The 22,896-nt window shown below is 42.4% G+C and carries 24 protein-coding genes and 1 rRNA gene; 10 read left to right on the top strand and 15 right to left on the bottom strand.

The features are described from left to right. Positions 1–44: 44 nt before the first annotated feature. From AC5YCD_RS09645 to AC5YCD_RS09630, 4 genes are all read right to left on the bottom strand, one after another. Positions 45–1,581: ribosomal RNA gene (locus tag AC5YCD_RS09645) — 16S ribosomal RNA — on the bottom strand. A gap of 338 nt (positions 1,582–1,919) precedes the next feature. Beyond that, positions 1,920–2,996 carry a DUF6670 family protein gene (locus AC5YCD_RS09640; protein WP_496129837.1) on the bottom strand — a complete coding sequence of 359 codons (1,077 nt, stop codon included), beginning with the start codon at positions 2,994–2,996 and terminating at the stop codon, positions 1,920–1,922. Positions 2,997–3,014: 18 nt separating this feature from the next. Next, positions 3,015–3,839, bottom strand: coding sequence for a CDP-diacylglycerol--serine O-phosphatidyltransferase (pssA, locus tag AC5YCD_RS09635; protein WP_496129836.1), 825 nt, complete (start codon positions 3,837–3,839; stop codon positions 3,015–3,017). A 54-nt stretch (positions 3,840–3,893) separates the two neighbouring features. Further along, positions 3,894–4,751 carry a 23S rRNA (adenine(2030)-N(6))-methyltransferase RlmJ gene (locus tag AC5YCD_RS09630; protein WP_496129835.1) on the bottom strand — a complete coding sequence of 286 codons (858 nt, stop codon included), beginning with the start codon at positions 4,749–4,751 and terminating at the stop codon, positions 3,894–3,896. A gap of 116 nt (positions 4,752–4,867) precedes the next feature. Between AC5YCD_RS09630 and AC5YCD_RS09625 the strand changes: the two genes are divergently transcribed. Continuing rightward, complete coding sequence (locus tag AC5YCD_RS09625; protein WP_496129834.1) at positions 4,868–5,470, top strand: 2OG-Fe(II) oxygenase; 603 nt, start codon at positions 4,868–4,870, stop codon at positions 5,468–5,470. 66 nt (positions 5,471–5,536) lie between these two features. Further along, positions 5,537–6,064 carry a hypothetical protein gene (locus AC5YCD_RS09620; protein WP_496129833.1) on the top strand — a complete coding sequence of 176 codons (528 nt, stop codon included), beginning with the start codon at positions 5,537–5,539 and terminating at the stop codon, positions 6,062–6,064. 26 nt (positions 6,065–6,090) lie between these two features. Here the strand turns inward: AC5YCD_RS09620 and AC5YCD_RS09615 are convergent, their stop codons facing one another. From AC5YCD_RS09615 to AC5YCD_RS09595, 5 genes are all read right to left on the bottom strand, one after another. After that, entirely contained in the window at positions 6,091–6,342 is a 252-nt protein-coding gene (locus AC5YCD_RS09615; protein ID WP_496129832.1) for a DUF2789 family protein, read from the bottom strand. A gap of 119 nt (positions 6,343–6,461) precedes the next feature. Next, positions 6,462–6,710: a DUF2789 family protein gene (locus tag AC5YCD_RS09610; protein WP_496129831.1), complete on the bottom strand. Its 249-nt coding sequence runs from the start codon at positions 6,708–6,710 to the stop codon at positions 6,462–6,464. A gap of 149 nt (positions 6,711–6,859) precedes the next feature. Beyond that, entirely contained in the window at positions 6,860–7,846 is a 987-nt protein-coding gene (locus AC5YCD_RS09605) for a malate dehydrogenase (protein ID WP_496129830.1), read from the bottom strand. Between the two features lie 169 nt (positions 7,847–8,015). Then, positions 8,016–8,654, bottom strand: coding sequence for a ribonuclease T2 family protein (locus AC5YCD_RS09600; protein WP_496129829.1), 639 nt, complete (start codon positions 8,652–8,654; stop codon positions 8,016–8,018). Positions 8,655–8,658: 4 nt separating this feature from the next. Next, positions 8,659–10,623: a lytic transglycosylase domain-containing protein gene (locus AC5YCD_RS09595; protein ID WP_496129839.1), complete on the bottom strand. Its 1,965-nt coding sequence runs from the start codon at positions 10,621–10,623 to the stop codon at positions 8,659–8,661. Between the two features lie 312 nt (positions 10,624–10,935). On the opposite strand from AC5YCD_RS09595, the gene miaB reads away from it, so the two are divergent. The 3 genes from miaB to ybeY are packed head-to-tail and all read left to right on the top strand — an operon-like array spanning position 10,936 to position 14,013. Beyond that, complete coding sequence (gene miaB, locus AC5YCD_RS09590; protein WP_496129828.1) at positions 10,936–12,390, top strand: tRNA (N6-isopentenyl adenosine(37)-C2)-methylthiotransferase MiaB; 1,455 nt, start codon at positions 10,936–10,938, stop codon at positions 12,388–12,390. A 41-nt stretch (positions 12,391–12,431) separates the two neighbouring features. Then, positions 12,432–13,514: a PhoH family protein gene (locus AC5YCD_RS09585; protein ID WP_496129827.1), complete on the top strand. Its 1,083-nt coding sequence runs from the start codon at positions 12,432–12,434 to the stop codon at positions 13,512–13,514. Positions 13,515–13,530: 16 nt separating this feature from the next. Beyond that, entirely contained in the window at positions 13,531–14,013 is a 483-nt protein-coding gene (gene ybeY, locus AC5YCD_RS09580) for an rRNA maturation RNase YbeY (protein ID WP_496129826.1), read from the top strand. A gap of 42 nt (positions 14,014–14,055) precedes the next feature. On the opposite strand, the gene AC5YCD_RS09575 is transcribed toward ybeY, so the two are convergent. Beyond that, the gene (locus AC5YCD_RS09575; protein ID WP_496129825.1) at positions 14,056–14,931 is read right to left on the bottom strand and encodes an energy transducer TonB; all 876 of its coding nucleotides are present in this window, start codon (positions 14,929–14,931) and stop codon (positions 14,056–14,058) included. A 188-nt stretch (positions 14,932–15,119) separates the two neighbouring features. Here AC5YCD_RS09575 and AC5YCD_RS09570 point away from each other — a divergent pair, with 188 nt between their 5' ends. From AC5YCD_RS09570 to AC5YCD_RS09555, 4 genes are all read left to right on the top strand, one after another. Then, positions 15,120–15,800 carry a hypothetical protein gene (locus AC5YCD_RS09570; RefSeq protein WP_496129824.1) on the top strand — a complete coding sequence of 227 codons (681 nt, stop codon included), beginning with the start codon at positions 15,120–15,122 and terminating at the stop codon, positions 15,798–15,800. A gap of 131 nt (positions 15,801–15,931) precedes the next feature. Then, positions 15,932–16,639 carry a DUF3108 domain-containing protein gene (locus tag AC5YCD_RS09565; protein WP_496129823.1) on the top strand — a complete coding sequence of 236 codons (708 nt, stop codon included), beginning with the start codon at positions 15,932–15,934 and terminating at the stop codon, positions 16,637–16,639. 75 nt (positions 16,640–16,714) lie between these two features. Further along, positions 16,715–17,290 carry a xanthine phosphoribosyltransferase gene (locus tag AC5YCD_RS09560; RefSeq protein ID WP_496129822.1) on the top strand — a complete coding sequence of 192 codons (576 nt, stop codon included), beginning with the start codon at positions 16,715–16,717 and terminating at the stop codon, positions 17,288–17,290. 199 nt (positions 17,291–17,489) lie between these two features. Beyond that, positions 17,490–17,879 carry a hypothetical protein gene (locus tag AC5YCD_RS09555; protein ID WP_496129821.1) on the top strand — a complete coding sequence of 130 codons (390 nt, stop codon included), beginning with the start codon at positions 17,490–17,492 and terminating at the stop codon, positions 17,877–17,879. Positions 17,880–17,888: 9 nt separating this feature from the next. Here AC5YCD_RS09555 and wrbA read toward each other — a convergent pair whose 3' ends face one another. Continuing rightward, a complete protein-coding gene (wrbA, locus tag AC5YCD_RS09550; RefSeq protein WP_496129820.1) occupies positions 17,889–18,509 on the bottom strand; it encodes an NAD(P)H:quinone oxidoreductase in 621 nt (206 codons plus the stop codon). 95 nt (positions 18,510–18,604) lie between these two features. Between wrbA and AC5YCD_RS09545 the strand changes: the two genes are divergently transcribed. Next, complete coding sequence (locus tag AC5YCD_RS09545) at positions 18,605–19,852, top strand: YihY family inner membrane protein (protein WP_496129819.1); 1,248 nt, start codon at positions 18,605–18,607, stop codon at positions 19,850–19,852. A gap of 46 nt (positions 19,853–19,898) precedes the next feature. Here AC5YCD_RS09545 and AC5YCD_RS09540 read toward each other — a convergent pair whose 3' ends face one another. The 4 genes from AC5YCD_RS09540 to purU all read right to left on the bottom strand — a co-directional run bounded on the left by AC5YCD_RS09540 (position 19,899) and on the right by purU (position 22,845). After that, positions 19,899–20,303, bottom strand: a complete 405-nt coding sequence (locus AC5YCD_RS09540) for an ExbD/TolR family protein (protein ID WP_496129818.1) — start codon at positions 20,301–20,303, stop codon at positions 19,899–19,901. Then, a complete protein-coding gene (locus tag AC5YCD_RS09535; RefSeq protein WP_496129817.1) occupies positions 20,303–20,923 on the bottom strand; it encodes a MotA/TolQ/ExbB proton channel family protein in 621 nt (206 codons plus the stop codon). The genes AC5YCD_RS09540 and AC5YCD_RS09535 overlap by 1 nt, the downstream gene beginning before the upstream one ends. 20 nt (positions 20,924–20,943) lie before the next feature. Then, entirely contained in the window at positions 20,944–21,768 is an 825-nt protein-coding gene (locus AC5YCD_RS09530) for a TonB family protein (protein ID WP_496129816.1), read from the bottom strand. 210 nt (positions 21,769–21,978) lie between these two features. Next, entirely contained in the window at positions 21,979–22,845 is an 867-nt protein-coding gene (purU, locus tag AC5YCD_RS09525; RefSeq protein WP_496129815.1) for a formyltetrahydrofolate deformylase, read from the bottom strand. Positions 22,846–22,896: the final 51 nt, after the last annotated feature.

Here is a 22,896-nt window from a genome sequence, read left to right as displayed (position 1 = left end):
AAGAACAACTTGTTGTGGATTCTTACCGGTCGCCAATCTTTCGTTAAGGAGGTGATCCAGCCGCAGGTTCCCCTACGGCTACCTTGTTACGACTTCACCCCAGTCATCGGCCACACCGTGGTAAGCGTCCTCCTTACGGTTAGACTACCTACTTCTGGTGCAACAAACTCCCATGGTGTGACGGGCGGTGTGTACAAGGCCCGGGAACGTATTCACCGCGGCATTCTGATCCGCGATTACTAGCGATTCCGACTTCATGGAGTCGAGTTGCAGACTCCAATCCGGACTACGATCGGCTTTTTGAGATTAGCATCCTCTCGCGAGGTAGCAACCCTTTGTACCGACCATTGTAGCACGTGTGTAGCCCTGGTCGTAAGGGCCATGATGACTTGACGTCGTCCCCGCCTTCCTCCAGTTTGTCACTGGCAGTATCCTTAAAGTTCCCACCCGAAGTGCTGGCAAATAAGGAAAAGGGTTGCGCTCGTTGCGGGACTTAACCCAACATCTCACGACACGAGCTGACGACAGCCATGCAGCACCTGTATCAGAGTTCCCGAAGGCACCAATCCATCTCTGGAAAGTTCTCTGTATGTCAAGACCAGGTAAGGTTCTTCGCGTTGCATCGAATTAAACCACATGCTCCACCGCTTGTGCGGGCCCCCGTCAATTCATTTGAGTTTTAGTCTTGCGACCGTACTCCCCAGGCGGTCTACTTATCGCGTTAGCTGCGCCACTAAAGCCTCAAAGGCCCCAACGGCTAGTAGACATCGTTTACGGCATGGACTACCAGGGTATCTAATCCTGTTTGCTCCCCATGCTTTCGTACCTCAGCGTCAGTATTAGGCCAGATGGCTGCCTTCGCCATCGGTATTCCTCCAGATCTCTACGCATTTCACCGCTACACCTGGAATTCTACCATCCTCTCCCATACTCTAGCTTCCCAGTATCGAATGCAATTCCTAAGTTAAGCTCAGGGATTTCACATCCGACTTAAAAAGCCGCCTACGCACGCTTTACGCCCAGTAAATCCGATTAACGCTCGCACCCTCTGTATTACCGCGGCTGCTGGCACAGAGTTAGCCGGTGCTTATTCTGCGAGTAACGTCCACTATCCTAGAGTATTAATCTAAGTAGCCTCCTCCTCGCTTAAAGTGCTTTACAACCAAAAGGCCTTCTTCACACACGCGGCATGGCTGGATCAGGCTTTCGCCCATTGTCCAATATTCCCCACTGCTGCCTCCCGTAGGAGTCTGGGCCGTGTCTCAGTCCCAGTGTGGCGGATCATCCTCTCAGACCCGCTACAGATCGTCGCCTTGGTAGGCCTTTACCCCACCAACTAGCTAATCCGACTTAGGCTCATCCATTAACGCAAGGTCCGAAGATCCCCTGCTTTCCCCCGTAGGGCGTATGCGGTATTAGCAGTCGTTTCCAACTGTTGTCCCCCATTAATGGGCAGATTCCTAAGCATTACTCACCCGTCCGCCGCTGAATCCAGTAGCAAGCTACCTTCATCCGCTCGACTTGCATGTGTTAAGCCTGCCGCCAGCGTTCAATCTGAGCCATGATCAAACTCTTCAGTTTAAAATCAATAGTGCCTATAGGGCACCAATCTTGGCTCATCAATTACTGACAAAAAATTTGCTCAAATAAACTTCGAGAAATTCTTACCAATTATCAATGAAAATATATTCGATTGATCAACCAGTAAAAATCCACACAAGTTGTTCTTCATAATCTCTTAATGATTTTCTTGCATCTTCGTCAGAAGCAAGTAGTCGGCTATAATACTCTTATTCTCACAAGAGTCAAGCGATTTATTTCAATCACCGCCGATGGATGGGCATTATAGAGAGATTTAATCGTCTTGCAAGTGATTTAAGTTAAAAAGATAAATTTTGAGTTGTTGATTGTATATTAAATCACCAACCATCTTCTTTAGCGATAATCGCCATAGGACTAAAAGCCAAATCACACTGTGTTTGATCTTGTTTTAGCTCTTGGTATTTTAAACTGCGACAATCTACATATTCACAATAGCCATGCTCACCTTCAAATTTTTGGCCATTAATGACGACTTGATAGGAGAAGCTACCGACAAAACCTGCTGCTAAGCCAAATTTAAAATCACCACGACTTTGTCCACAAATGTCTATCTTAATGTCATGTTGTTGCAATGACCAACAAAACACTCGTGGTAAATACATAGATTGATCATTAGGGGTTCTTACACATGGATATAATCTTTGAATCTCTAAACACAAATTTTTATCAAAGATCTGTACTTGTCCGGTCGCAATATTTTTTAGATACAAGCGTGAGTAGAGAACTAAATTAAACTGATCCCGCAATTGCAGCACAATCAATTGTTGGGTATCACTGAGCGGAATCAGTTGATAAATATAAAAAGCTAAAGGTAGCCAACTAAAGTCGATAGCCCGACCATATTCCACCACACCCAATTGATCAATAGCATAAACTTGATCTTTATAAATCACTTGTCCCTGACACTGACAAGGGAGCGACCAATACTGACCTAATGACCAACGTAGCTGACAAAAATAACTGACCAGATCTAAGCTTTGGATGTTCAGCTTAAAACTCAGCTCTGGATCCCGCCTCTCTAATTTTAAATAAGGCAATTTCCCTGAAAGCTGTTCACGCTCAGCAAATTGAAATTGTTGCTCTTGAAATGAACAGTCTTGAGCAATGTCATAGGCATGAAAATGCCCCACACTATGCATACTACTGCTCGCGAGTACAGTTGCCACTTGTAAAGGCTTCTGGATATTAAGATGCGGCTGTTGAAAAATTGGCGCCCGAGGCTGACCAATTAAGCTGTAGAAATTAAGATAATGTAGTGGTGCAGGTAAATTTGGAATTTTTATTGCTTGGTGAATAATTTTATAACGCCCTTGTTGGGCATGCAGCGCTACGGGCTGAGGTGGAGCCTGATAAAATTGTTTAGAACGATCGATTAAATCCTGAAACAACTGCATATCAAGCTCCTTATCTTGTTATGCGTGGTGATTCTTTCTCGCCATAAATGTTGTTACAAAACCAGATAATGCATAAATGACCGAGATCACCAAAATACCTACTGGAATGTTATACGTTACCGCAGCAAGAATAAACACTGCAAGAGGTAGCACGGCAAATGGTACCCGCTTACGGTCAACAGTCTTAAATGAATAATATTTAATATTGGATATCATCAAAAGACCCGCAACCACAATCGAGACTGCATTAACAATTTGAACACCCAAATCACTTAAATCAAAGATTTCTGGCGTATTTAAGCCCACCCAAACCAAGGTCACCATCATGATGGCTGCTAAAGGACTGGCAACCCCAATAAAGTAACGTTTATCCACTACACCAATTTGAACATTAAAACGGGCTAAGCGAAAAGCAGCACAAGCCGTATAGACAAAGCAAGCTGCTAAACCTAAACGACCTAAGTCATTTAAACTCCAGCTATACATTAAAATTGCGGGGGCAACACCAAAGGCCAGTAAATCTGACAATGAGTCAAACTGCTCACCAAAGGCACTTTGTGCCCCTATAGCACGTGCCACACGACCATCTAAACCATCAAGCAATGCAGCCACAAAAATTGCATAAATGGCTTGTTGAAACTCCCCATTCATACTGGCAATAATCGAATAAAAGCCTGATAACAACGCTGCGGTTGTTATCAGATTTGGCCACAGATAGATACCACGACGCTTCACCTTACGCCCTTCATGAGTTTGTTCTTCTTCCACCACTTCAAACGTAATCCCATCATGATCGTGATCTTGAGAACTATATTCTCCCTCAGGCTTCGATTGATTTGTCATTATTTTCTATCCTAACTGTAACCATTTTTCTCTAACTAAATCTTGAGTCAGTGCTTATTCGCCGACTAACCAACGCACCGCAGCATGACCACCATTTTCGCTCATGCGTAAATGTGGGAATAACCATTGTAAAGCTTCATCTGCATCTTGAGAGAATTTCCAAGGTGGATTGATCACCAGTAAACCACAGCCGTTTAAGCCCACAGGGGTGTCATCTGGCCACACACAGACTTCACAGACCAATTGACGACGAATGCCTGTTTTGTACATTTTCTTTTCAAAGCGCTCAATCATGGCACGGTCTTTAATTGGGTACCAAATTGCAAATACGCCTGTTGGCCATTTTTTGTAAGCGGCAACAATCAGCTCAACCAATTGTGGGAAGTCCTTACGCTCTAATTCGTAAGGTGGATCAATCATCACCAAGCCGCGTTTTTCTTTCGGTGGAATCACCCCTAATAAACCTTCGTAAGCGTCACGCTCATGTAAACCTGCGCGCTTGTCACGAATGTTCATATATAGCTGTTGAAATACATCACGCTGCATTTCAAAAATAGTGGCTTTATCGGTGTCGCGCATGCCTTCTAAAGCAAACCACGGCGAACCAGGGTAAGCACCTTTACCTGAACCCTCACGCATTTTTTCAACAATATCTAAATACTGTTTTACACCCTCAGGTGCATTACGTTTAATCGAGTCATCAAGCTTGACTAAACGGTGAATACCATTTAAAAATTCGCCTGATTTTTGTGCTGCTGAAGTTGATAAATCATATTTACCCGCACCACCATGTGTATCGATATAGCGATATGGCTTATCTTTTTGATTAAGGCGAGTCAAAATCTGAAGCAATAAAACGTGCTTCATGACATCGGCAAAGTTGCCTGCATGGAAATGGTGTCGGTAATTCATGTTTCATTCAATTCCTAAGATCAACACGTATTTTAGCATGAAAAAGTGTTTCTTTCCGAGCCGATTCTTGCTCTAGAATAGCTGACCTTTTTTCGTGATGTATAGAGAGTTTGTATATGGACGCAGCCACAATCCCTTTAGGTTGGAACATTGATCAAATCCTCGATGATTTAGATCAACACGGATTGAGTATTATTGATGCCGCCTACCCTCAACACTATCAGCAAGCAGTCGTACAAGAATGCTTATTACATTTAGATGAGTTTCGCAACGCCGCCATTCAAAATGGTGTAGTCAGTGATATTAGAAGCGACCATATTTTATGGCTTAAACCAGAACTTCAAGTCTCCGATCAACATAGCCAGACTCTAGCTGCCTTAGCACATCATTTAAACCGCGCCTTTTATTTGGGCATTAAAGATGTAGAAGCACATTTTGCCTGCTATAACGCTGGCGAGTTTTATGCGCTGCACCGTGATAATCCGCAAGGCAAAAATGGTCGTATGATTTCAAGCGTGTATTATTTGCATGAACATTGGCAAAATGATTGGGGCGGTGAATTACGCTTGCAAGATAAACACGGTGCTTGGCATATTATCAAGCCTCAACCTAACCGTATTGCACTGTTCCAAAGTGATTTACTACATGAAGTTTTAGCTTCCAAACAACAACGCCTCTCCATTACTGCTTGGTTACGTAGTGACAACTCGATCTTTTAAGCCTTTAAATTTTTAGAATCAGCCTCATAATAGGCTGCATATTGTAAGCAATTGAGGATAAAGCCAATGCGTATGACCACCAAACAAATTATTCAACGTATTGGTGAAACAGATCAATTATTTTTGCAGGGCAATACCCCAGAACTTGCGTTAGAGCGTGGTGATCTACGTTTGCAATTGGTCACTCTTAGCCAAGTACGTCAAGAACAGGTGCATTTTTTACAAGAAGCCATTGTGCTATTAGAGCAAGGCCGCATTGAGTTTGAAGAAATTGAGATGATTTTGTATATCAAGCTATCTTTGCATTTGGCCAAAGCCTATATGTTGTTCTTTGAGCTAACGCGCGAAAAGCATTATGCGCTGATTACACAGCAAATTATGAAAGCCTTGACCCAAGCCGAACATAGCGATGTATTCTTCTTCTTGGCTTATGCTTCAGCAGCCAAAGAAGAGCCAGCAATGACCCGTTATTGGTTAAAGAAATATAGTCAAAGCAAAGATTTTGATTTTGATTTGGTACATCAGCACCCGTGTTTTAATGCTTACCGTGAACAAGAGTGGTTTCATCAAATTTTAAAAGCCAAAATGCATTAAAAAAACGCCTCTAATGAGGCGTTTTTTTATGCAGTTTGTAAGCGGTAGGCATCTAGATGTAATTGTTGATTCAATTCATCCACCCAAATTGCCCAATCATCATCTTGTACCAAATGACTAATGAGCAATGAGCGCTGACCTTTATTCCAAAAAGGCGCATCGTGTAGAGAAACTGCCGCAGGCAATTGGTGAGTGCGCACGTAAAGTTCAATAGCTGCAGGACTGTTAGCAAGACCCAATTGTGAAAATAACAGCTCTAAAGATGGTTTATGTTGCATAATTAGCGCCTCTTATCAATTTATTTGTCATTTATTATGTGTATAACTTATAAGAAAGCGTAAAAAAAACCTAGTCATTTTGACTAGGTTTGTTGTTTCAATTTGTACAACCATAGCATCTATACATCTTTACCATCATTTTGGTGCAACAAAGCATTGAGTTCATCTACTACAATCGCCCAATCGTCGTCTTTTTTCCAGTGACTAATAATAAAGTCACGTTGCGACGGACTCCAAAATGGCGCTTTATGTAAGGGCATGTTCTGATCTAATTGATGATCACTAATAAATGCATCAATGTCAGCTTGATTGCTGTCTAAGCCAAGTTGCTGAAACAATAATTCTAAAGTGGGTTGTTCATCAAACATATTCTGATCCTGTCAAGTCATCACTTGCTTCTACACTAACGGGCTTTGGATTTAAGATCAGCTACAACACGTTTGCAGGGTGTTATTTTTTGTACATAAAAAAAGCACCCCAACAGGAGTGCTCTTTTTTAATTTAGTTAAAAACTAAATTATTTAAGCATGTCAGCAATTGCTGCGCGCTCGCCTTCTAACTCGTCAAGCGTGAATTGGATACGCTCACGGCTGAATTCGTCGATTTCAAGACCTTGAACGATCTTGTATTCGCCATTTTCGCAAGTTACAGGGAAACCGAACATTACCCCTTCAGGGATACCATAAGAACCGTCAGAAGGAATACCCATCGTTACCCATTCGCCGTTTGTGCCAAGCGCCCAATCACGCATATGGTCAATTGCAGCGTTTGCAGCAGATGCAGCAGAAGATAAACCACGCGCTTCGATGATCGCAGCACCACGTTTACCAACAGTTGGAAGGAACACATCTTTGTTCCATTCAGCATCGTTGATTTTGTCTTTTAAGCTTTCGCCGTTTACTGTAGCAAAACGGTAGTCAGCATACATTGTTGGAGAGTGGTTACCCCAAACAGTCATTGTTTTGATATCAGAAACTGCAACATTTGCTTTTTGAGCAAGTTGGCTTAACGCACGGTTGTGGTCAAGACGTAACATTGCTGTGAAGTTTTTCGCTGGAAGATCTGGAGCAGATTTCATTGCGATGTAAGCATTCGTGTTCGCAGGGTTACCTACAACAAGAACTTTAACGTCACGGCTTGCAACTTCGTTCAGTGCTTGGCCTTGACCGATAAAGATCTTACCATTTTCAGTAAGTAATTCAGCACGTTCCATACCTGGACCACGTGGACGTGAACCAACAAGAAGCGCGTAATCAGCATCTTTAAATGCAACTTTAGGATCATCAGTACCGATCATGCCAGCCAATAATGGGAAAGCACAGTCGTCAAGTTCCATCATTACGCCTTTAAGCGCAGCTTGAGCTTTCTCAAAAGGAACTTCTAATAATTGAAGGATAACTGGTTGGTCTTTACCCAACATTTCACCGCTAGCAATACGGAATAATAAGCTGTAACCGATTTGACCAGCAGCGCCAGTAACGGCAACGCGAACAGGTTGCTTCATGTAATTATCTCCAATCGAGGATCGTCATAATGATTAAATAGCTGTTCTATTTAATCTTAATAAGCATAAACGGCAAAGATTGTACTCCAATCCTTCGCCAGATGCATGTAAAACAGAATGCATTTCCACAAAAGTATGATAGAAAATATAAATAAATTTTCAAAAAAACTTAGTACGCCCCTTTTATGTAATAGCGTGTTGGGCAATTCGATTGAACCGGTTGTGGACAGGCTTTGTACTGTCCTTTGGCGTTATAACACACTCGAACTTCGGTCAGATAGCTCATATGACGTTGACTTTGACAGTGAAAATGCAGTGCTTTGCTAGTGAGCTGCGGATTTAATCTTAAAAATTCTTGCTGAATATGACTGGCTGAGACTTGATAGGTTTCAGCCCGCGAAAGATCAGTCGGAACTTTTAAACGATCCGCATAATTAATAATGGCACGGAAATACTGACTGGCATTCATAGGGACACAGCCCCCCACACTGTTCCAAAGTTGCAAGCGTGCGGGTTCATCGGGCATGACCCGTGCTACCACTTTGGCTTGTAAGGGGGGTAAGGTGGCCGATGATGTGGTCCGACAACGCGCTGACATGTGTTCAGGATATAAACCCACAATATTTAAAGAATACCCCTCTAAACATTTGCGCTTCTTACTTTGACTACTGTTGAGATGACACATCGCAGGTGTCATCTGAATTTGCATTACATAACCCGTGACAGGCGTGCCTGCATTAACCTGAGAAGCTAAGCCCCAAGTCAATAATGCCAAGCTAAAACCTGTCCAATAGTTCAAATCATTCATCCTCTTAAGGAGTACTCATACGCATTGGGATGCTAGTCATACGTTGACTGATGGGTTTAGCACCCTGCCCCAACAACATGCCGTAATGCGTGGCATTGGTCATGACATGTTTGACATAGTCACGTGTTTCTAGCAAAGGAATTGATTCTGTATATTGATCTGCAGCTAAAGATTGTGTCTCTGGTTGCCAACGACGGGCACGGTTAGGTCCAGCATTGTAACCTGCTGTGGCCAGTACCGCATTTTGACTCAATTGCTGATGAATCATCGATAAATAAAACGTGCCATAACGTAAATTGGTGTTTGGATCCGTTAAGGCCGCAGGGTTATAGGCTTCACCCATATTTTTAGCCACCAATTTGGCCGTATCTGGCATAATTTGCATTAACCCCCCAGCCCCAACATGTGAACGTGCGCCTGTATTAAAACGACTTTCTTGACGCATGAGTCCATAAGCCCATGCAGGATCTATACCAGCACGGTAGCTATGATTGACCACTAAATCTTTATGCGGTGTAGCAAAACGATAATTATAGTTATGTTTTTTAACAGTACGGTCAGCCGCATAGATTGCACGGTCGTACCAGCCCATATCGGTGGCGCGTTTGGCAGCGGCCAACAATAAGCCATCGTCATGTTTTAGGTACGCTTGGCGAACCGCCCAATTCCACTCACGATTAACATAACTATCTGCTGCACCCACGCTACGCAAGGCAAAAGCTCGATTAAAATGAATGTCTTGGCTTAAACGCACCACATCACTTTGACTTGGCTCACTACTTAACGGTAGTTTGGGTGCTTCACCAACGCGCGCTTTGGCCAACAAATTATGATAATCATCGCCTTGCGCTAGGCGCTTATAAATCTCTTGAGCAGTGCGTTTGGATTTACTGTCACCACGTTGCTCAGATGCACGCGCTAACCAATATTGCCAACGATCTTCTTGACGCTGCGTTGGGCTCATAGCATCAATCGCGCGGATTAAAGCTTCCCAATGGCTAAAACGAATGGCTTGACGGGCATAAATTTCAGCCTCTTCTGCACTAAATGGCAAACCATAACTGGCGTCTAAATATTTAATCACATCGGCTTTAAAGTTATTTTTCATCACCGTTGTACCGCCAATATAGCCCACGGCGCGGTACAGTGCGCGTTGTACATCTTGCGGTGTACCTTCTGCAGCACGTGGTACTGAGGCAATCGCAGTATCTAAATCGCTATCGGCTAAACGTCCCATGGCATAAATTAAATAGGCGTGATCAATATTGCTGGCTTTAGGGGCTGACCATAAATAATTCAGTGGATTAGCCTGAATTTGATTGAGCTGCGCTAGTGATAAATTCATGCCCATGGTTTGTGCTGTTGCAATCGCTTGCCCAGCTTGACCGGCGCGCAGCTGCACCCACACTCGCTGCTGCCGATCTTGTGTGGTCATCAGCGGACTTGATAACATCATACGACCTAAACCGGTACAGGATTCAGGTTGCGTATTGGTGGCCAACCAGACATCTTTATATTCAGCAAATACTAAGGGATCACCCATTTTGGCTCTGACTTGCGCGATGGCACAACTTTCTGCTTGATCGGCATTATGCACATACTGCAATACAGGCTGGGCCGGGGCAAAATCGGCCATTTTGACTTTTTCTTCCACATAGTCCGCACTTAATTTTTCTGCCATGGCTGAGTTTGGATAGCGCTGTGCGAAACTCATAATTGCTTGAGGACTTTGTGAGGCTAAATTACGGTTGAGTAACCAATATTCAGGATAGTAGCCCAGCACATCATTTTGCATCGAGACCTGATATTGGCGTAATAATTCGGTGTTACCCGCATTAGCGGCACGTAAGGCATCATTGAATTGTTGTTCTGCTGCTGTTGCACAGCCCGCAACGGCAATTGATGCGACCCCCAATGCCAGTTTTAAATGCTTTTTATGTTGGATCATGATGTTACTGAAGGTAGACATACGCTGCTGTTTCGTCATTTGGGTTTCGCCTGAGTCGTTTCACTCACCATTTTCGGCTAGTTTAAATACTCTGAGTTAAGTCGTGTGTTGAGTTGTGTAACCTTATGATTACACAATATTAATTTTCAGACATTTTTTATCCATAAATCAATCTGATGCCTGCACCAATTAGCGCTGTCCGTTTGCTAAAATTTCCTGCTAAAATGTGCCCCTTTCATTTCTCATGCGCGCTATGGCAATTTTGCCACATTCAAGGTCTATTTTTCCCAGAATGTCGCGTGCTTTATCCCGTTTTATCGTTTAGGAGCTTACATGACGGTTCAAACCTTCACTCCTTCTGCTGCCCCAGCTGCCTCAGAAAACACTGTTACCCAGCCACAGCACACCCCAGTCGATGGATCAGTTAAAAAACTGTATATCGAAACCCAAGGGTGTCAGATGAATGAGTACGACAGTCATCGTATGGCAGACTTGTTAGGCGATTCACATGGTTATGTGCTAACAACCGATCCTAAAGATGCCGATATTCTACTGATGAATACCTGCTCAATTCGTGAAAAAGCCCAAGAAAAAGTATTCTCAGAACTCGGTCGTTGGCGCAAGCTTAAAGAGAAAAATCCAGATCTTATTATTGGTGTAGGTGGCTGTGTCGCGTCGCAAGAAGGGGACAACATCCAAAAACGCGCTCAATACGTAGATATGGTTTTTGGTCCACAAACACTACACCGTTTACCACAAATGCTGGATCAGCATTTTGACCAGATCGAAAAACCCAAGAAAGAAAAAATCAAACTGGTGGATATTTCTTTCCCAGACATCGAAAAATTTGACTTCTTACCAGAACCACGCGTGGAAGGTTATAAAGCCTTCGTTTCGATCATGGAAGGCTGTTCAAAATACTGCTCTTTCTGTGTCGTACCGTATACCCGCGGTGAAGAAGTATCACGTCCTTTAGATGACGTTTTAGCCGAAATTGCAGGACTTGCTGAAAAAGGCGTGCGTGAAATTTCGCTCTTAGGTCAAAACGTGAATGGCTATCGCGGTGAAACCTTCGATGGTCAAATCTGTACCTTTGCAGATTTGTTACGTCTTGTTGCAGAAATTCCAGGCATTGGTCGTTTGCGTTATACCACATCGCATCCACTTGAATTTAATGATGACCTGATTCAGTGCTACCGTGACTTACCACAAATGGTTTCGCACCTGCATTTACCTGTACAAAGCGGTTCTAATGCAGTGTTACAAGCCATGAAACGTAACCATACTATTGACGTGTATATCGAAAAAATTAAAAAGTTACGTGCTGTGCGTCCTGATATGCATTTATCCAGTGACTTTATTATTGGCTTCCCAGGTGAAACCGACGAGCATTTTGAGGAAACATTCCAATTTATCAAAGATTTAGACTTTGATCACTCATACAGCTTTATCTATTCAAAACGTCCAGGTACACCTGCGGCTGAACTTGAAGATACAACGCCTGAAGATGTCAAAAAAGAACGCTTAGCCAAAGTACAACAATGGATTAAACGCTCAAGTATTGATAAAACTGATGCCATGCTCGGCACGATTCAACGTGTGCTGATTGAAAAAGTCTCTGATAAAGATCCAAACATGCTCGTTGGTACAGCAGACAACACCCGTTATGTGACCTTTATTGGTGATGCCGCTTGGGTGGGTCGCTTTGCTGAGATTGAAATTACCGAAATTAAAACTTTGAATTTAGTTTACGGTGAGCTATTGAATCTTGAGCCTGACGTGGCGTAATGTAAGGATATTGCCAAAACAACTATTTCAAAGGAATTCTCTTGACTGCAACGATTCGACGTACAGTAAATTTTCCCGGCATTTCAATGGACCGTTTACAAAATATGCTTGGTGCATATAACGGTCACTTGAAGCAAATTGAACAACGCTTAGAGGTAGAAATTTCCCATCGTGGCGACACATTCTTTATTGATGGTGAAATTGAAGCAGTCGAGAGAGCCGAAGTGCTCTTGCAAAGCCTGCATGAAGAGTCTGAAAATGCCAAACAAATTAGTGCAGATACCTTGCATATGATGATTCAAGGCAGTCAGACCGATCGTGAGCTGCAAGAGGACTTATCCGAGCAAGAACATACAGGTTTAGACAACGTATGGCTTCAAACCCGCAAAGGGCGAATTAACCCACGCGGTGCCAATCAAAAACGTTATGTACAACGTATTTTACAAAGTGATATTTCTTTTGGTATTGGCCCTGCGGGTACAGGTAAAACCTACCTTGCAGTTGCTGCTGCGGTAGATATGCTTGAGCGCAATGAAATTCAACGTATTTTATTGGTACGCCCTGCGGTAGAGGCAGGCGAAAAGCTGGGTTTTTTACCGGGTGATTTAACCCAAAAAATTGACCCTTATTTACGCCCGCTGTATGACGCTTTATATGAAATGCTGGGCTTTGAAAAAGTGGCAAAACTGATTGAACGTCAAGTCATTGAAGTTGCCCCGCTGGCCTACATGCGCGGACGTACTCTAAACCATTCTTTTGTGATTTTAGATGAAGCGCAAAACACCACACCTGAACAAATGAAAATGTTCTTAACCCGTTTAGGTTTTGGTTCGCGTGCGGTGATTACCGGTGACGTGACACAGGTCGATTTACCGCGTGGTCAACAATCTGGCTTATCGCATGCACTACGCATCATCGAAAATATTAAAGAAATTCACATTACCCGATTCCACTCTCGTGATGTCGTGCGTCACCAATTGGTACAAAAAATTGTTGAAGCCTACGAGGGTTGGGACTCTGAGCAACAACGCCTAACCCGCGCTGAACGTGAACAACGTAAAGCCCTGCAACAGGCGTTGGTGGCCGAAAATGATGCTAAAGCTGATCAGCAGCATCAAGTTTAAATTTTAAGGATCTGTTTTGAAAATCAGTCTTTCCCTACAGCAAGAAATAAGCGCGCCAGAGTTAAACTTAAAACGCGCTTATATTAAAAAAGTTGTAGAAACCACGCTACGCCACATTGAAACGCAAAGTAACTGCGAAATGGGTATTGCCTGTGTTGATAATGATGCCAGTCATCAACTCAATCTAGAATATCGTCAAAAAGACAAACCAACCAATGTGTTATCTTTTCCAAGCGATTTACCTGATGAAATGGCTGCTGTCTTAGACAGTTTCCCAATTGGCGATTTAGTGATTTGTATTCCTGTGGTACTACGCGAAGCCATTGAGCAACATAAAACGCCGCTTGAGCATTTCACGCATATGTTGGTGCATGGCACATTACATCTAATGGGCTATGACCATGAAACCTCAGATGAAGATGCTGAAGAAATGGAAGCGCTTGAAATTGAGATTTTAGCTAAATTAGGTCTAGCCAATCCTTATTTAGAACAAGATTAATTCAGCAAGCATTTTAAACAAAGCGAGCTTCGGCTCGCTTTTTTATTTGACTTCAAATTCAGCATCAGCCGGATCAAAACGCCAAGTCCGTACAATACGTAACTCTTGCGTGTCGCCTAAGGCACGGTCAAAACGTGGAAAAGGCGCCGCCTTACGCACTGATGCCTTAGCCGCTTCATCTAAAATGGCAGAGCCTGAGCTGTCTAATAAACGCAGCGCTATCACCTGTCCATTGGCTGCCAAAATCACCATTAAACGCACCTCGCCGGCTAAGCCCAATTGCTGTGCTTCTAAGGGATAATCACGATTGCCATAGAACTCCACCTTTTTACGAAATTTTTCTAAATAGCTCGCTGCAGGATCAGCTTTGGCATGAACACCATTTACAGTTTTAATCTGCTGCTGACGACTAAAATTTTGCTGTTGCTGTAAATATTCCGCCTCAAGTCCAGCAATTAAAGCAGCTTGCTGCTGATACTGACTGTGCAACGGCTTGATTTCTTCCTGACGTTGATCTTGGCTATGCTGCTTTTGCCAACTTAAAATAGTGGTTAATATCTGCGCATCATTGCTTGAAATAGGCTGTGCATGTTGTTGTATGTTTTGTTCAGGCACCACATGCTGCCCTTGACTGCTTTGTGCTTGCCATGCATGACTTTGCGTTGAAATTCGATGCGCTTCTCGAAAGGTTCCTGCTCCTTGTTGATCCGCTTGCGCTAAAAAATCAGGGCTTTCAATTTTATCTGCGCTAGGTCGAATGCTAATCGCAATTTCTTTGACGGCTTGATCTTTCTCTACTGGCATCGCAAATTCAATAGATAAAACTGCCCCATGCAGCAACACGGCGCAGCCAATCATCAGCAAAAATAGTCGGTCCTGCCACCACACGTGCTGCACTGCTGTAAGATGTTTAAACATACATTAAACCGACAAAAAGCCTGATTCCACAAATCTAAGAAATACAGTATAAGGGATGGTAACTACTGATATTTTTCTGTATAACAGCCCATTATTGTAGCGCTATACTTGCCAAGAATACCTGATTGATTTTAACTATTATGGCAAACATCATCCGACAATAACCAGCTCAAGCTAGGAAGCCCATCATGCAATCACTCATAAGCAATATTTCTAACCGCCTTCGCCAAGTGTACCAAAAGGCAGAAGGATTTATTGAAGATGAACGTGAATTTGCCTTGTCACAAGTCTTCTTAAACGCCACTTTCCAACGTTTTGTAACTGATAACGTGGGTTTACTTAAAGACTTACATGCAGATTTACATGATGATTGGTTACGTTTGTATGCCTCAATTGATGTCAAAGGGATGCAACTGACGCTCTCGGTTGATTTAAAACTACTACAAATGGAGCTCAATAAAGATAAGCAACTCATTGTCTTTGAACAACTAAGTAATACACAAATTTTAGATGCCCAATATCCAAGTGCCCTATACAAATGGGGCGTGCAAAGTGCCTTATTCTTCTATCACAAAGTATTAAAAAAAGATCCTTTAGGGCCAATTTTACAAAAATTTGATGTTATTGAAGTTAAAGATGATTTGCTCTATTTAGATCTTAATCGTTGGTTAGGTAAAAATCGCTCGATTATAGACACTTTAAGTAAAGTGAATATTAACCACGCCGAATTACGTGAATCACAGCTGATGGTCATGGGTAATGTGAATTTGATGGCACTTATGAACAAAATGTCGGAAGATGATGATAAAAAATCGTCGCAAAGTAGCAATCAAGACAGCGATACTGTGACGCCAATTAAGCAAAAGTAAATTTTAATGGTGTGCAATCGCTATGCAAAAAAACACATAAAACTACAGTTTAGTCTTAAATTTAAATTTTTTATTCATGATCTAAGTGCATAATATCTATATACAAATATTGTGCATAGGACTTTCAACTTATGGCTATTTCATTTAAAAAATCTGCGCTTGCGACTATTAGTGTTGCCGCTGTGCTTTTGGCATCGGCAAGTCAAGCCTTTGCCATGAGTCCATTCCAAGCCAATTATCAGTTTAGCTATAACGGTAAAAATATGGGCTCTGCGACCCGAAGCTTAAGTCAAGCTGGCAACAACTGGACTTATGTATTTAGTGCCAAAGCAGGTGGTATTGCATCCGCCTCGGAAACCAGCCGTTTTACGTTTAGTCATGGCAAAATTTCGTCATCAAGCTTTAGCCGTACCAGTAAAATATTGATACACAATAACAGCATGAATATTAAATTTAATCCAAGCAGCAAAACCATTAACACCAAAAAAGACGATAAAGCGCGTTCTTTTGCATGGCAAGCCGGTGTCTTGGATGAACTCAATGCTGAATTACAACTACGTGAAGATTTAAAGGCAGGTGGTTTAAAATCCACTTACTTGATTGCTGATGCAAAAGAGGTTGAAGCACGTCGCTTTGTTAAACAAGGTACAGAACGTGTGAGCACCAATTACGGTACCTTTGATACAGTAAAAGTCATTTTAAAACCAAGTAAGCCAAACCGTAGTACGATTTTCTGGCTAGCACCTAAATTAGACTACTTACCCGTTAAGGTTACTCATCAAGATGGTAACACTTCTTATGGCTTATCTTTAACTGGATATAAAGGCAAAACCAATTAAGACTTGCATTTTTTTGGGTGCTTTTTAAAATACGCATTTGCTGAATTAGCACTCACCCCTTAGAGGATCCTCCCCGTGCATGCACTAGAACAGAAAATCTTGGCTGAAGGTATCGTTCTATCTGATCAGGTTTTAAAAGTTGATTCTTTCTTAAACCACCAGATCGATCCACAATTGATGCAACAAATTGGTCAAGAGTTTGCCCGTTTGTTTAAAGACGCTGGTATCACCAAAATCATTACCATCGAAGCATCTGGTATCGCGCCGGCGGTGATGGCGGGTTTAGAGCTTGGCGTGCCAGTTATTTTTGCGCGTAAATATCAATCTTTAACCTTAAAAGATGATTTATATCGTTCTAAAGTATTTTCGTTTACCAAACAAACTGAAAGCACCATCGCAATTTCAAACAAACACATCAGCGCAAGCGATAAAGTGTTAGTGATTGATGACTTTTTAGCCAATGGTCAAGCAGCTCTTGGCTTAGCGGATTTAATTCACCAAGCTGAAGCTGAAGTTGTGGGTATTGGGATTGTAATTGAAAAATCATTCCAACCAGGTCGTGATATTTTGCTCGAAAAAGGTTACCGCGTAGAATCACTTGCCCGTGTGAAGTCTTTAGCAAACGGTACTGTAGAGTTCGTTCGTGATTAATCCTTAGGTTTAAACGAAAGAGCGCTGATGCGCTCTTTTTTATGCTCTAAATTTAAATCAAGCAGATACCTGATCTTAGCCCAAACAGCCGTGATTTTTTAGCGCCACCTCAAAACATCAAATGAGGTTTTTGACAAATAAGCATACACTTTTTATGCATTGTTCTTTATGATCAAAAGCATTATGTCGTAACAAGTTTATGGAAAAACCTATGCAGTGTCCAAAGTGTGGCAGCGATCAAATTGAACAACGTGACCATGAAGGCGGTTTAAAAACCGCGGGTAGTTGGCTAATGACATCAGCAGGTGCAACTGCGGGTACCGTCGGTGGCGCAGCTACAGGCGCATCAACAGGTGCGGCTATTGGCGCAATTGCCGCAGGCCCCCTAGGTGTCATTGTCGGTGGCACCATTGGTACTTTTGTTGGTGCAATTACTGTAGGTGTCACTGGTGGCGTGTTAGGCAATATATTGGGCAAAAAAGCAGGTGTCATGGTAGACAAAAATCTATTTGCAGATTTTCGTTGCTTAAAATGCAAAAAGCGTTTTAAAGCACACATCCCACCTAGCGACACCCATCAGGAAAAGTGAGTCTCAAACTTACTTAGATGACACTTGTAATTGCTGAGCAACCGTGGCTAAACGTTTACCTTGCTCAATACATAACGCTTTTTCATCACTGCTAATGCTCTGTTCATGGCGCGCACCACTGACGTGACTCACCCCATAAGGCGTGCCGCCTGTTTTAGTATTCGATAAAGCAGGGTGTGCATTGCTTAAGCCCATGATTAACATTCCATGATGGAATAAAGGCGGTAACATACTGAGCAAGGTAGTTTCTTGACCACCATGCATAGAACCTGATGAGGTAAAGACACAAGCAGGTTTATGGTGTAATGCACCACTTAACCACAAACTGGTGGTTTGATCCCAAAAATACTTCATTTCAGCTGCCATATTACCAAAACGTGTTGGTGAGCCTAAAGCTAAGGCTGAACAGTGGGCTAAATCTTCTAAGCTACAGTAAATATCACCATCCTCTGGAATACTCGGTTGCGCCTCAGTCACTACCGTCGCAAGATTGGGCACAGTACGAATTTTTACCGCCATACCCGCCGCCTCAACCCCATCGGCAATGAAATGTGCCAACTGCTTTGTGGCACCATATTTGCTGTAATACAGCACAAGAACATAAGCTTCGGTCATGATTGTAAACGTCATAAAAAAGAAAACTATACGGTATTGTGCTGCTTTTTTGGTTAAGCTTAAAGCTGAAAAATCGACAAACACATTAAAAAAATTGAGATGTTGCGCGTATGTTAGAAAATTTACTCAAAAAGATTCCCTTTTATGACCACACTTGGTTTCAGTTTATCTTGTTTGTGATTCGTCGTTTTGAAGCAGATAAATGTCGTGATCAAGCAGGCTCGCTCACCTACACCACACTGTTTGCTGTGGTGCCTATGCTGACCGTGTTTTTAGTGATTATTTCTTCTATTAAAGCCTTGGAGCCTGCGCGACAACAAATTCAACAACTCATTTACAGTAATTTCTTACCTAAAACCACCATTGCTTTTGACAAAGCCTTAAGTGCCTTTGCTGATAAATCGAGTAATTTGACAGTCATTGGTATTTTATTTCTATTTATTACCACCGTGATGATGCTGACCAGTATTGAAACTGCGTTCAACCGTATTTGGCGAGTGAAAGAAACTCGCGGTGGGATCATGGGTTTTATGCGCTATTGGACCATTATTTCGCTAGGTCCTATTTTGCTCGGTAGTGCCTTTGTGATTTCATCGGCCTTGGCATCACTGAATGTCTTAAGTAATAATTTTACAGGTTATGAGCTCAATGGTGCCTTTGTACTGTGGGCGATTTCCTTTGGTCTGACTTTCTTAGGTTTCTTCATTTTGTATTGGACTATTCCCAACCGCAATGTACCGATTAAATCAGCTTTAGTGGCTGGTATTTTTAGTGCTAGCGTCTTTGAAGCCTTAAAAAACTTATTTGGTTTTGTCATGTCTAACTTTACCAGCTATGAGATTGTGTATGGTGCCTTTGCTGCCGTGCCTATTTTTCTACTCTGGATTTATTTATCTTGGAATATTATTTTATTAGGCGTCGAAATTAGCTTTGCTATGACAGCATTTAATTCAGAAAAAGAACAAAAACGTCATCCTTTAATTATGTTGCTTGATCTGCTGGAATTATTTTATCAAAAACAAAAACTCGGTAAACCAGTAACTGAGGCACAAGCTTTAGACGTACTAGGACGGGAGGAAATTGGCTGTTGGCCTACCTATGTTGATTTACTTGAACAACAACATTTAATTCAGCGCACCGACAATAATGACTATGTTTTATCTAGAAACCTGAACGAAGTCGATTTTTGGCAATTTTATAGCCAACTACCCTATACCCTGCCGCAGCGTAAAGATGTGGGGAATATTCATCCTGATGATGAATGGATGCAGAAACTTGGTCCTGCTCTCATTGATGCTGATGATTATTTGGCAGCAAAACTTTCTATTCCTTTATCTAAAATTTTAGATCGTCACTAAAAGTTAAAATCACCCAGCTAAAAAAAGCGCCTCATGGGCGCTATTTTTAGTTATCGGTTGCAAAGGCAATATCGGTGAGTCCGGCTCCACTCGCCCGAGACATCACTTGTGCAACAGTGTCATAACGTGCCTCTTTATCAGCTTTTAAAATTAAGGTCGGCTGACGTTCAGCTTGTCCAGCATCTGTTAAGCGCTGCTCTAGCTCTGCAATTGTGATCACTTGATCATCCCAAGCCACATCGCCATTGGCATTAATGCTGACTTGAATTTGCTCTGGCGGTAGATCAACAACTTCCGCTGTGGTTTGTGGCAAGGTTAATGGAATTGATGGGTTAGCAACAGTGGCTGTCACCAAAAAGATGATCATCAATACCAACATAATATCGATAAGCGGAATGAGGTTCATCTCATTCATGCCTGCATCGTTGTCTTCACCCAATTGAAAAGCCATTAAGCTTGACCTCCAACTAAACCTTTTTGTGCTGTAGTTGCTTCAGCTTTGACGCTGCTGTCTTGTTGCAACATGGTATCAATCAGCAAGCTATGTGCATGATCTTGTAATTCATTGCTTAATGTCTTGTTAAAGCGCGTGCAAATGTTATAAGCAATTACCGCAGGAATCGCCACAGCCAAACCAAAGCCCGTCATAATCAAAGCTTCACCAACTGGCGTTGCTACTTGCGCTAAACCTGCTTGACCACTTTTACCCACAGCAACCAACGCATGGAAAATTCCCCATACTGTACCAAATAGACCCACGAATGGTGCAAGTGAGGCAATGGTCCCTAATACTGAAACACCTTTTTCAGCAGATGCTTTTTCTGATGCAATTTGGCGCAGTAAAGCTTGCTCTGCCACAGCTTTACGCTGCTCAAAATTAAGCGGTGCAAATTTGGCTTTTAAACCGGTTAAGGCGGTAGACAGTTGAGCATAAGCGATCTGTTTAAGCTGACGTGTACCTAATAGACGTAGCACAAAGATGGTCCACGTTGCGATTGACATCGCCAATAACACGAAATACAGCGTCTTACTTACCGCATCTGCATGTTCCCAGTAAACTGAAAAGTTCATACTCGAACTCCTAATAAATGTTAGCCGTTAGGATTCAACGTTAATTCAAATGGTTGCGAAGCCGAAATCGGATAAGCGACACCATTTTCCTTATATGGTTTGAATTTTGCACTCATCACAGCGCGACGAATTTTTTCATCTAAAGCAGGTACACCACTCGATTGGGTAATACGCGCCACTTTAATATTGCCTTTTTCATCCGCTTCAATATGTACCACAACACGGCGGGTTTCACCTTGTAAATCTTTGTTGCTGTATTGCGGCTTAGGTGAACGACTCCATTGTACGCCCGAACCCCCAATTGATACAGATTTAGGTGATGGCGGCGCAGCAGGTGCAGGTGGTGCTGGTTCAGCCTTAGGCGCTGGTGGTGTTGGCTCTACTTTAGGCGCAGGTGGTGTAACCACAACAGATTCTGCTTTAGTCACTACTTTAGTTTCAACCACAGGGCTTGGCTTAGCCACTGGCTGTGGTTTCGCTTCAACTGGTTGAGCCACTGGTTTTGGTGCTTCCGCTTTTTTCACCTGTTCCACTTTTTCTACTTTTTTAGGTGGTGGCGGTGGTGTGTCTTTTGGAACAATCTTCACTTCTTTTGGCGGCGGCGGTGGTGTTTCTTTTTTCGGTTCCGCTTTAGGCTTTGGTGGCTCAGGTTTAACCTGTTCTTGAATTTTGACAAAACGAACCTTGAGCGGCTCTTTTTCAACGGGTTTGAGTTCAGGTGTCTTCATATGTGCCACGCCCCATAATACAGCTGCATGACCAAGGGCCACAGCCACAAGTGCCGTGATTAATTTCTTCTTCATCGGGTGTGGCGTTTGAGGGCTTAGTGGAGACATCTGACTCATTAGAATCTGTTACCTTGTAAAAGCAAAATTTATTGCATGTCCTGAATACATCAAGCTTATCGGTTCATACAATCAAAGTGGCAACATGATAAATGAGAAGTGTTTTCATTTGCAACCATTAATTTGACAATCTTGATGACTTTTTCAAATGATGCAGATAAAAAAAGGGCATACAGCCTGTATCCCCTTTTTCTGGCTTAAATTCTCAGATTATTGGAAAACAACTGTTTTGTTGCCATCCACAATAATACGATCTTCTAAATGCCATTTGACCGCACGTGCTAGTACATTACGCTCTACATCTTGCCCGAGCTCACGTAATTGTTCAACGGTAAAGTCATGGTTTACACGCTCTACATCTTGTTCAATAATTGGGCCTTGGTCAAGGTCAGCAGTCACGTAATGTGCTGTTGCACCAATCAATTTCACACCTTTTTCGTGCGCTTGTTTGTATGGGTTAGCCCCCACAAACGCAGGCAAGAATGAGTGATGAATGTTGATCACTTTCATTTGCCATTTTTCAACAAATTCTTCATCGAGAATTTGCATATAACGCGCCAAGACCAATAAATCGTTGCCTTGCATCAATTCATCAATTTTTGCATATGCTTCGCGTTTATTGTCTTTATTGACCGGTACCACTTCAAACGGAATGCCAAAGTTTTCTACCGAATCACGTAAAGTTTCATGGTTAGAGACGACTTTGGTAATTTCGCATGGTAAACCGCCACGTGCATGACGCCATAGCAGCTCAAGCAAAGCATGATCTACTTTAGAGACCAAAATACCTACTTTCTTAATATCGCTCACTAAAGCCAAACGCCATTGCATGTCATAACGCTCAGCAACATTGACTGCAAACGTTTGGATAATGCTTTCTTTACGACTTTGTAAGTTGTCTAACTCAAACTCAACACGCATGAAATAACGTCCGCCTTGAGCTTCAGTCGCGTATTGATCAAGTGCGGTAATGTTTGCTCCCTGATGATACAAAAAGCTCGATACAGCCTGCACGATTCCTGGCTTATCTTCACAAGTAATCAGTAAACGTGCTGTGTTAGCAGTACTCATATTCATGTTGGTTGATCGCACTCGTAAACTAATAAAAAAATAAGCCGAGTATTCTAA

The organism is Acinetobacter sp. CY05 (assembly GCF_059515805.1).
This window is presented reverse-complemented; position numbering and strand designations above follow the sequence as displayed.

Excerpts from the sequence above, each read along its gene's own strand:
- AC5YCD_RS09620 (WP_496129833.1), top strand. The coding sequence starts at position 5,537 with ATGCGTATGACCACCAAACAAATTATTCAACGTATTGGTGAAACAGAT.
- AC5YCD_RS09575 (WP_496129825.1), bottom strand. The coding sequence starts at position 14,931 with ATGTTTAAACATCTTACAGCAGTGCAGCACGTGTGGTGGCAGGACCGA.
- AC5YCD_RS09570 (WP_496129824.1), top strand. The coding sequence starts at position 15,120 with ATGCAATCACTCATAAGCAATATTTCTAACCGCCTTCGCCAAGTGTAC.
- AC5YCD_RS09545 (WP_496129819.1), top strand. The coding sequence starts at position 18,605 with ATGTTAGAAAATTTACTCAAAAAGATTCCCTTTTATGACCACACTTGG.
- AC5YCD_RS09555 (WP_496129821.1), top strand. The coding sequence starts at position 17,490 with ATGGAAAAACCTATGCAGTGTCCAAAGTGTGGCAGCGATCAAATTGAA.
- miaB (WP_496129828.1), top strand. The coding sequence starts at position 10,936 with ATGACGGTTCAAACCTTCACTCCTTCTGCTGCCCCAGCTGCCTCAGAA.
- purU (WP_496129815.1), bottom strand. The coding sequence starts at position 22,845 with ATGAATATGAGTACTGCTAACACAGCACGTTTACTGATTACTTGTGAA.
- pssA (WP_496129836.1), bottom strand. The coding sequence starts at position 3,839 with ATGACAAATCAATCGAAGCCTGAGGGAGAATATAGTTCTCAAGATCAC.
- AC5YCD_RS09625 (WP_496129834.1), top strand. The coding sequence starts at position 4,868 with ATGGACGCAGCCACAATCCCTTTAGGTTGGAACATTGATCAAATCCTC.
- AC5YCD_RS09535 (WP_496129817.1), bottom strand. The coding sequence starts at position 20,923 with ATGAACTTTTCAGTTTACTGGGAACATGCAGATGCGGTAAGTAAGACG.
- AC5YCD_RS09540 (WP_496129818.1), bottom strand. The coding sequence starts at position 20,303 with ATGGCTTTTCAATTGGGTGAAGACAACGATGCAGGCATGAATGAGATG.
- AC5YCD_RS09595 (WP_496129839.1), bottom strand. The coding sequence starts at position 10,623 with ATGTCTACCTTCAGTAACATCATGATCCAACATAAAAAGCATTTAAAA.
- AC5YCD_RS09600 (WP_496129829.1), bottom strand. The coding sequence starts at position 8,654 with ATGAATGATTTGAACTATTGGACAGGTTTTAGCTTGGCATTATTGACT.
- AC5YCD_RS09640 (WP_496129837.1), bottom strand. The coding sequence starts at position 2,996 with ATGCAGTTGTTTCAGGATTTAATCGATCGTTCTAAACAATTTTATCAG.
- AC5YCD_RS09630 (WP_496129835.1), bottom strand. The coding sequence starts at position 4,751 with ATGAATTACCGACACCATTTCCATGCAGGCAACTTTGCCGATGTCATG.
- wrbA (WP_496129820.1), bottom strand. The coding sequence starts at position 18,509 with ATGACGTTTACAATCATGACCGAAGCTTATGTTCTTGTGCTGTATTAC.
- AC5YCD_RS09615 (WP_496129832.1), bottom strand. The coding sequence starts at position 6,342 with ATGCAACATAAACCATCTTTAGAGCTGTTATTTTCACAATTGGGTCTT.
- AC5YCD_RS09565 (WP_496129823.1), top strand. The coding sequence starts at position 15,932 with ATGGCTATTTCATTTAAAAAATCTGCGCTTGCGACTATTAGTGTTGCC.
- AC5YCD_RS09605 (WP_496129830.1), bottom strand. The coding sequence starts at position 7,846 with ATGAAGCAACCTGTTCGCGTTGCCGTTACTGGCGCTGCTGGTCAAATC.
- AC5YCD_RS09610 (WP_496129831.1), bottom strand. The coding sequence starts at position 6,710 with ATGTTTGATGAACAACCCACTTTAGAATTATTGTTTCAGCAACTTGGC.
- AC5YCD_RS09530 (WP_496129816.1), bottom strand. The coding sequence starts at position 21,768 with ATGAGTCAGATGTCTCCACTAAGCCCTCAAACGCCACACCCGATGAAG.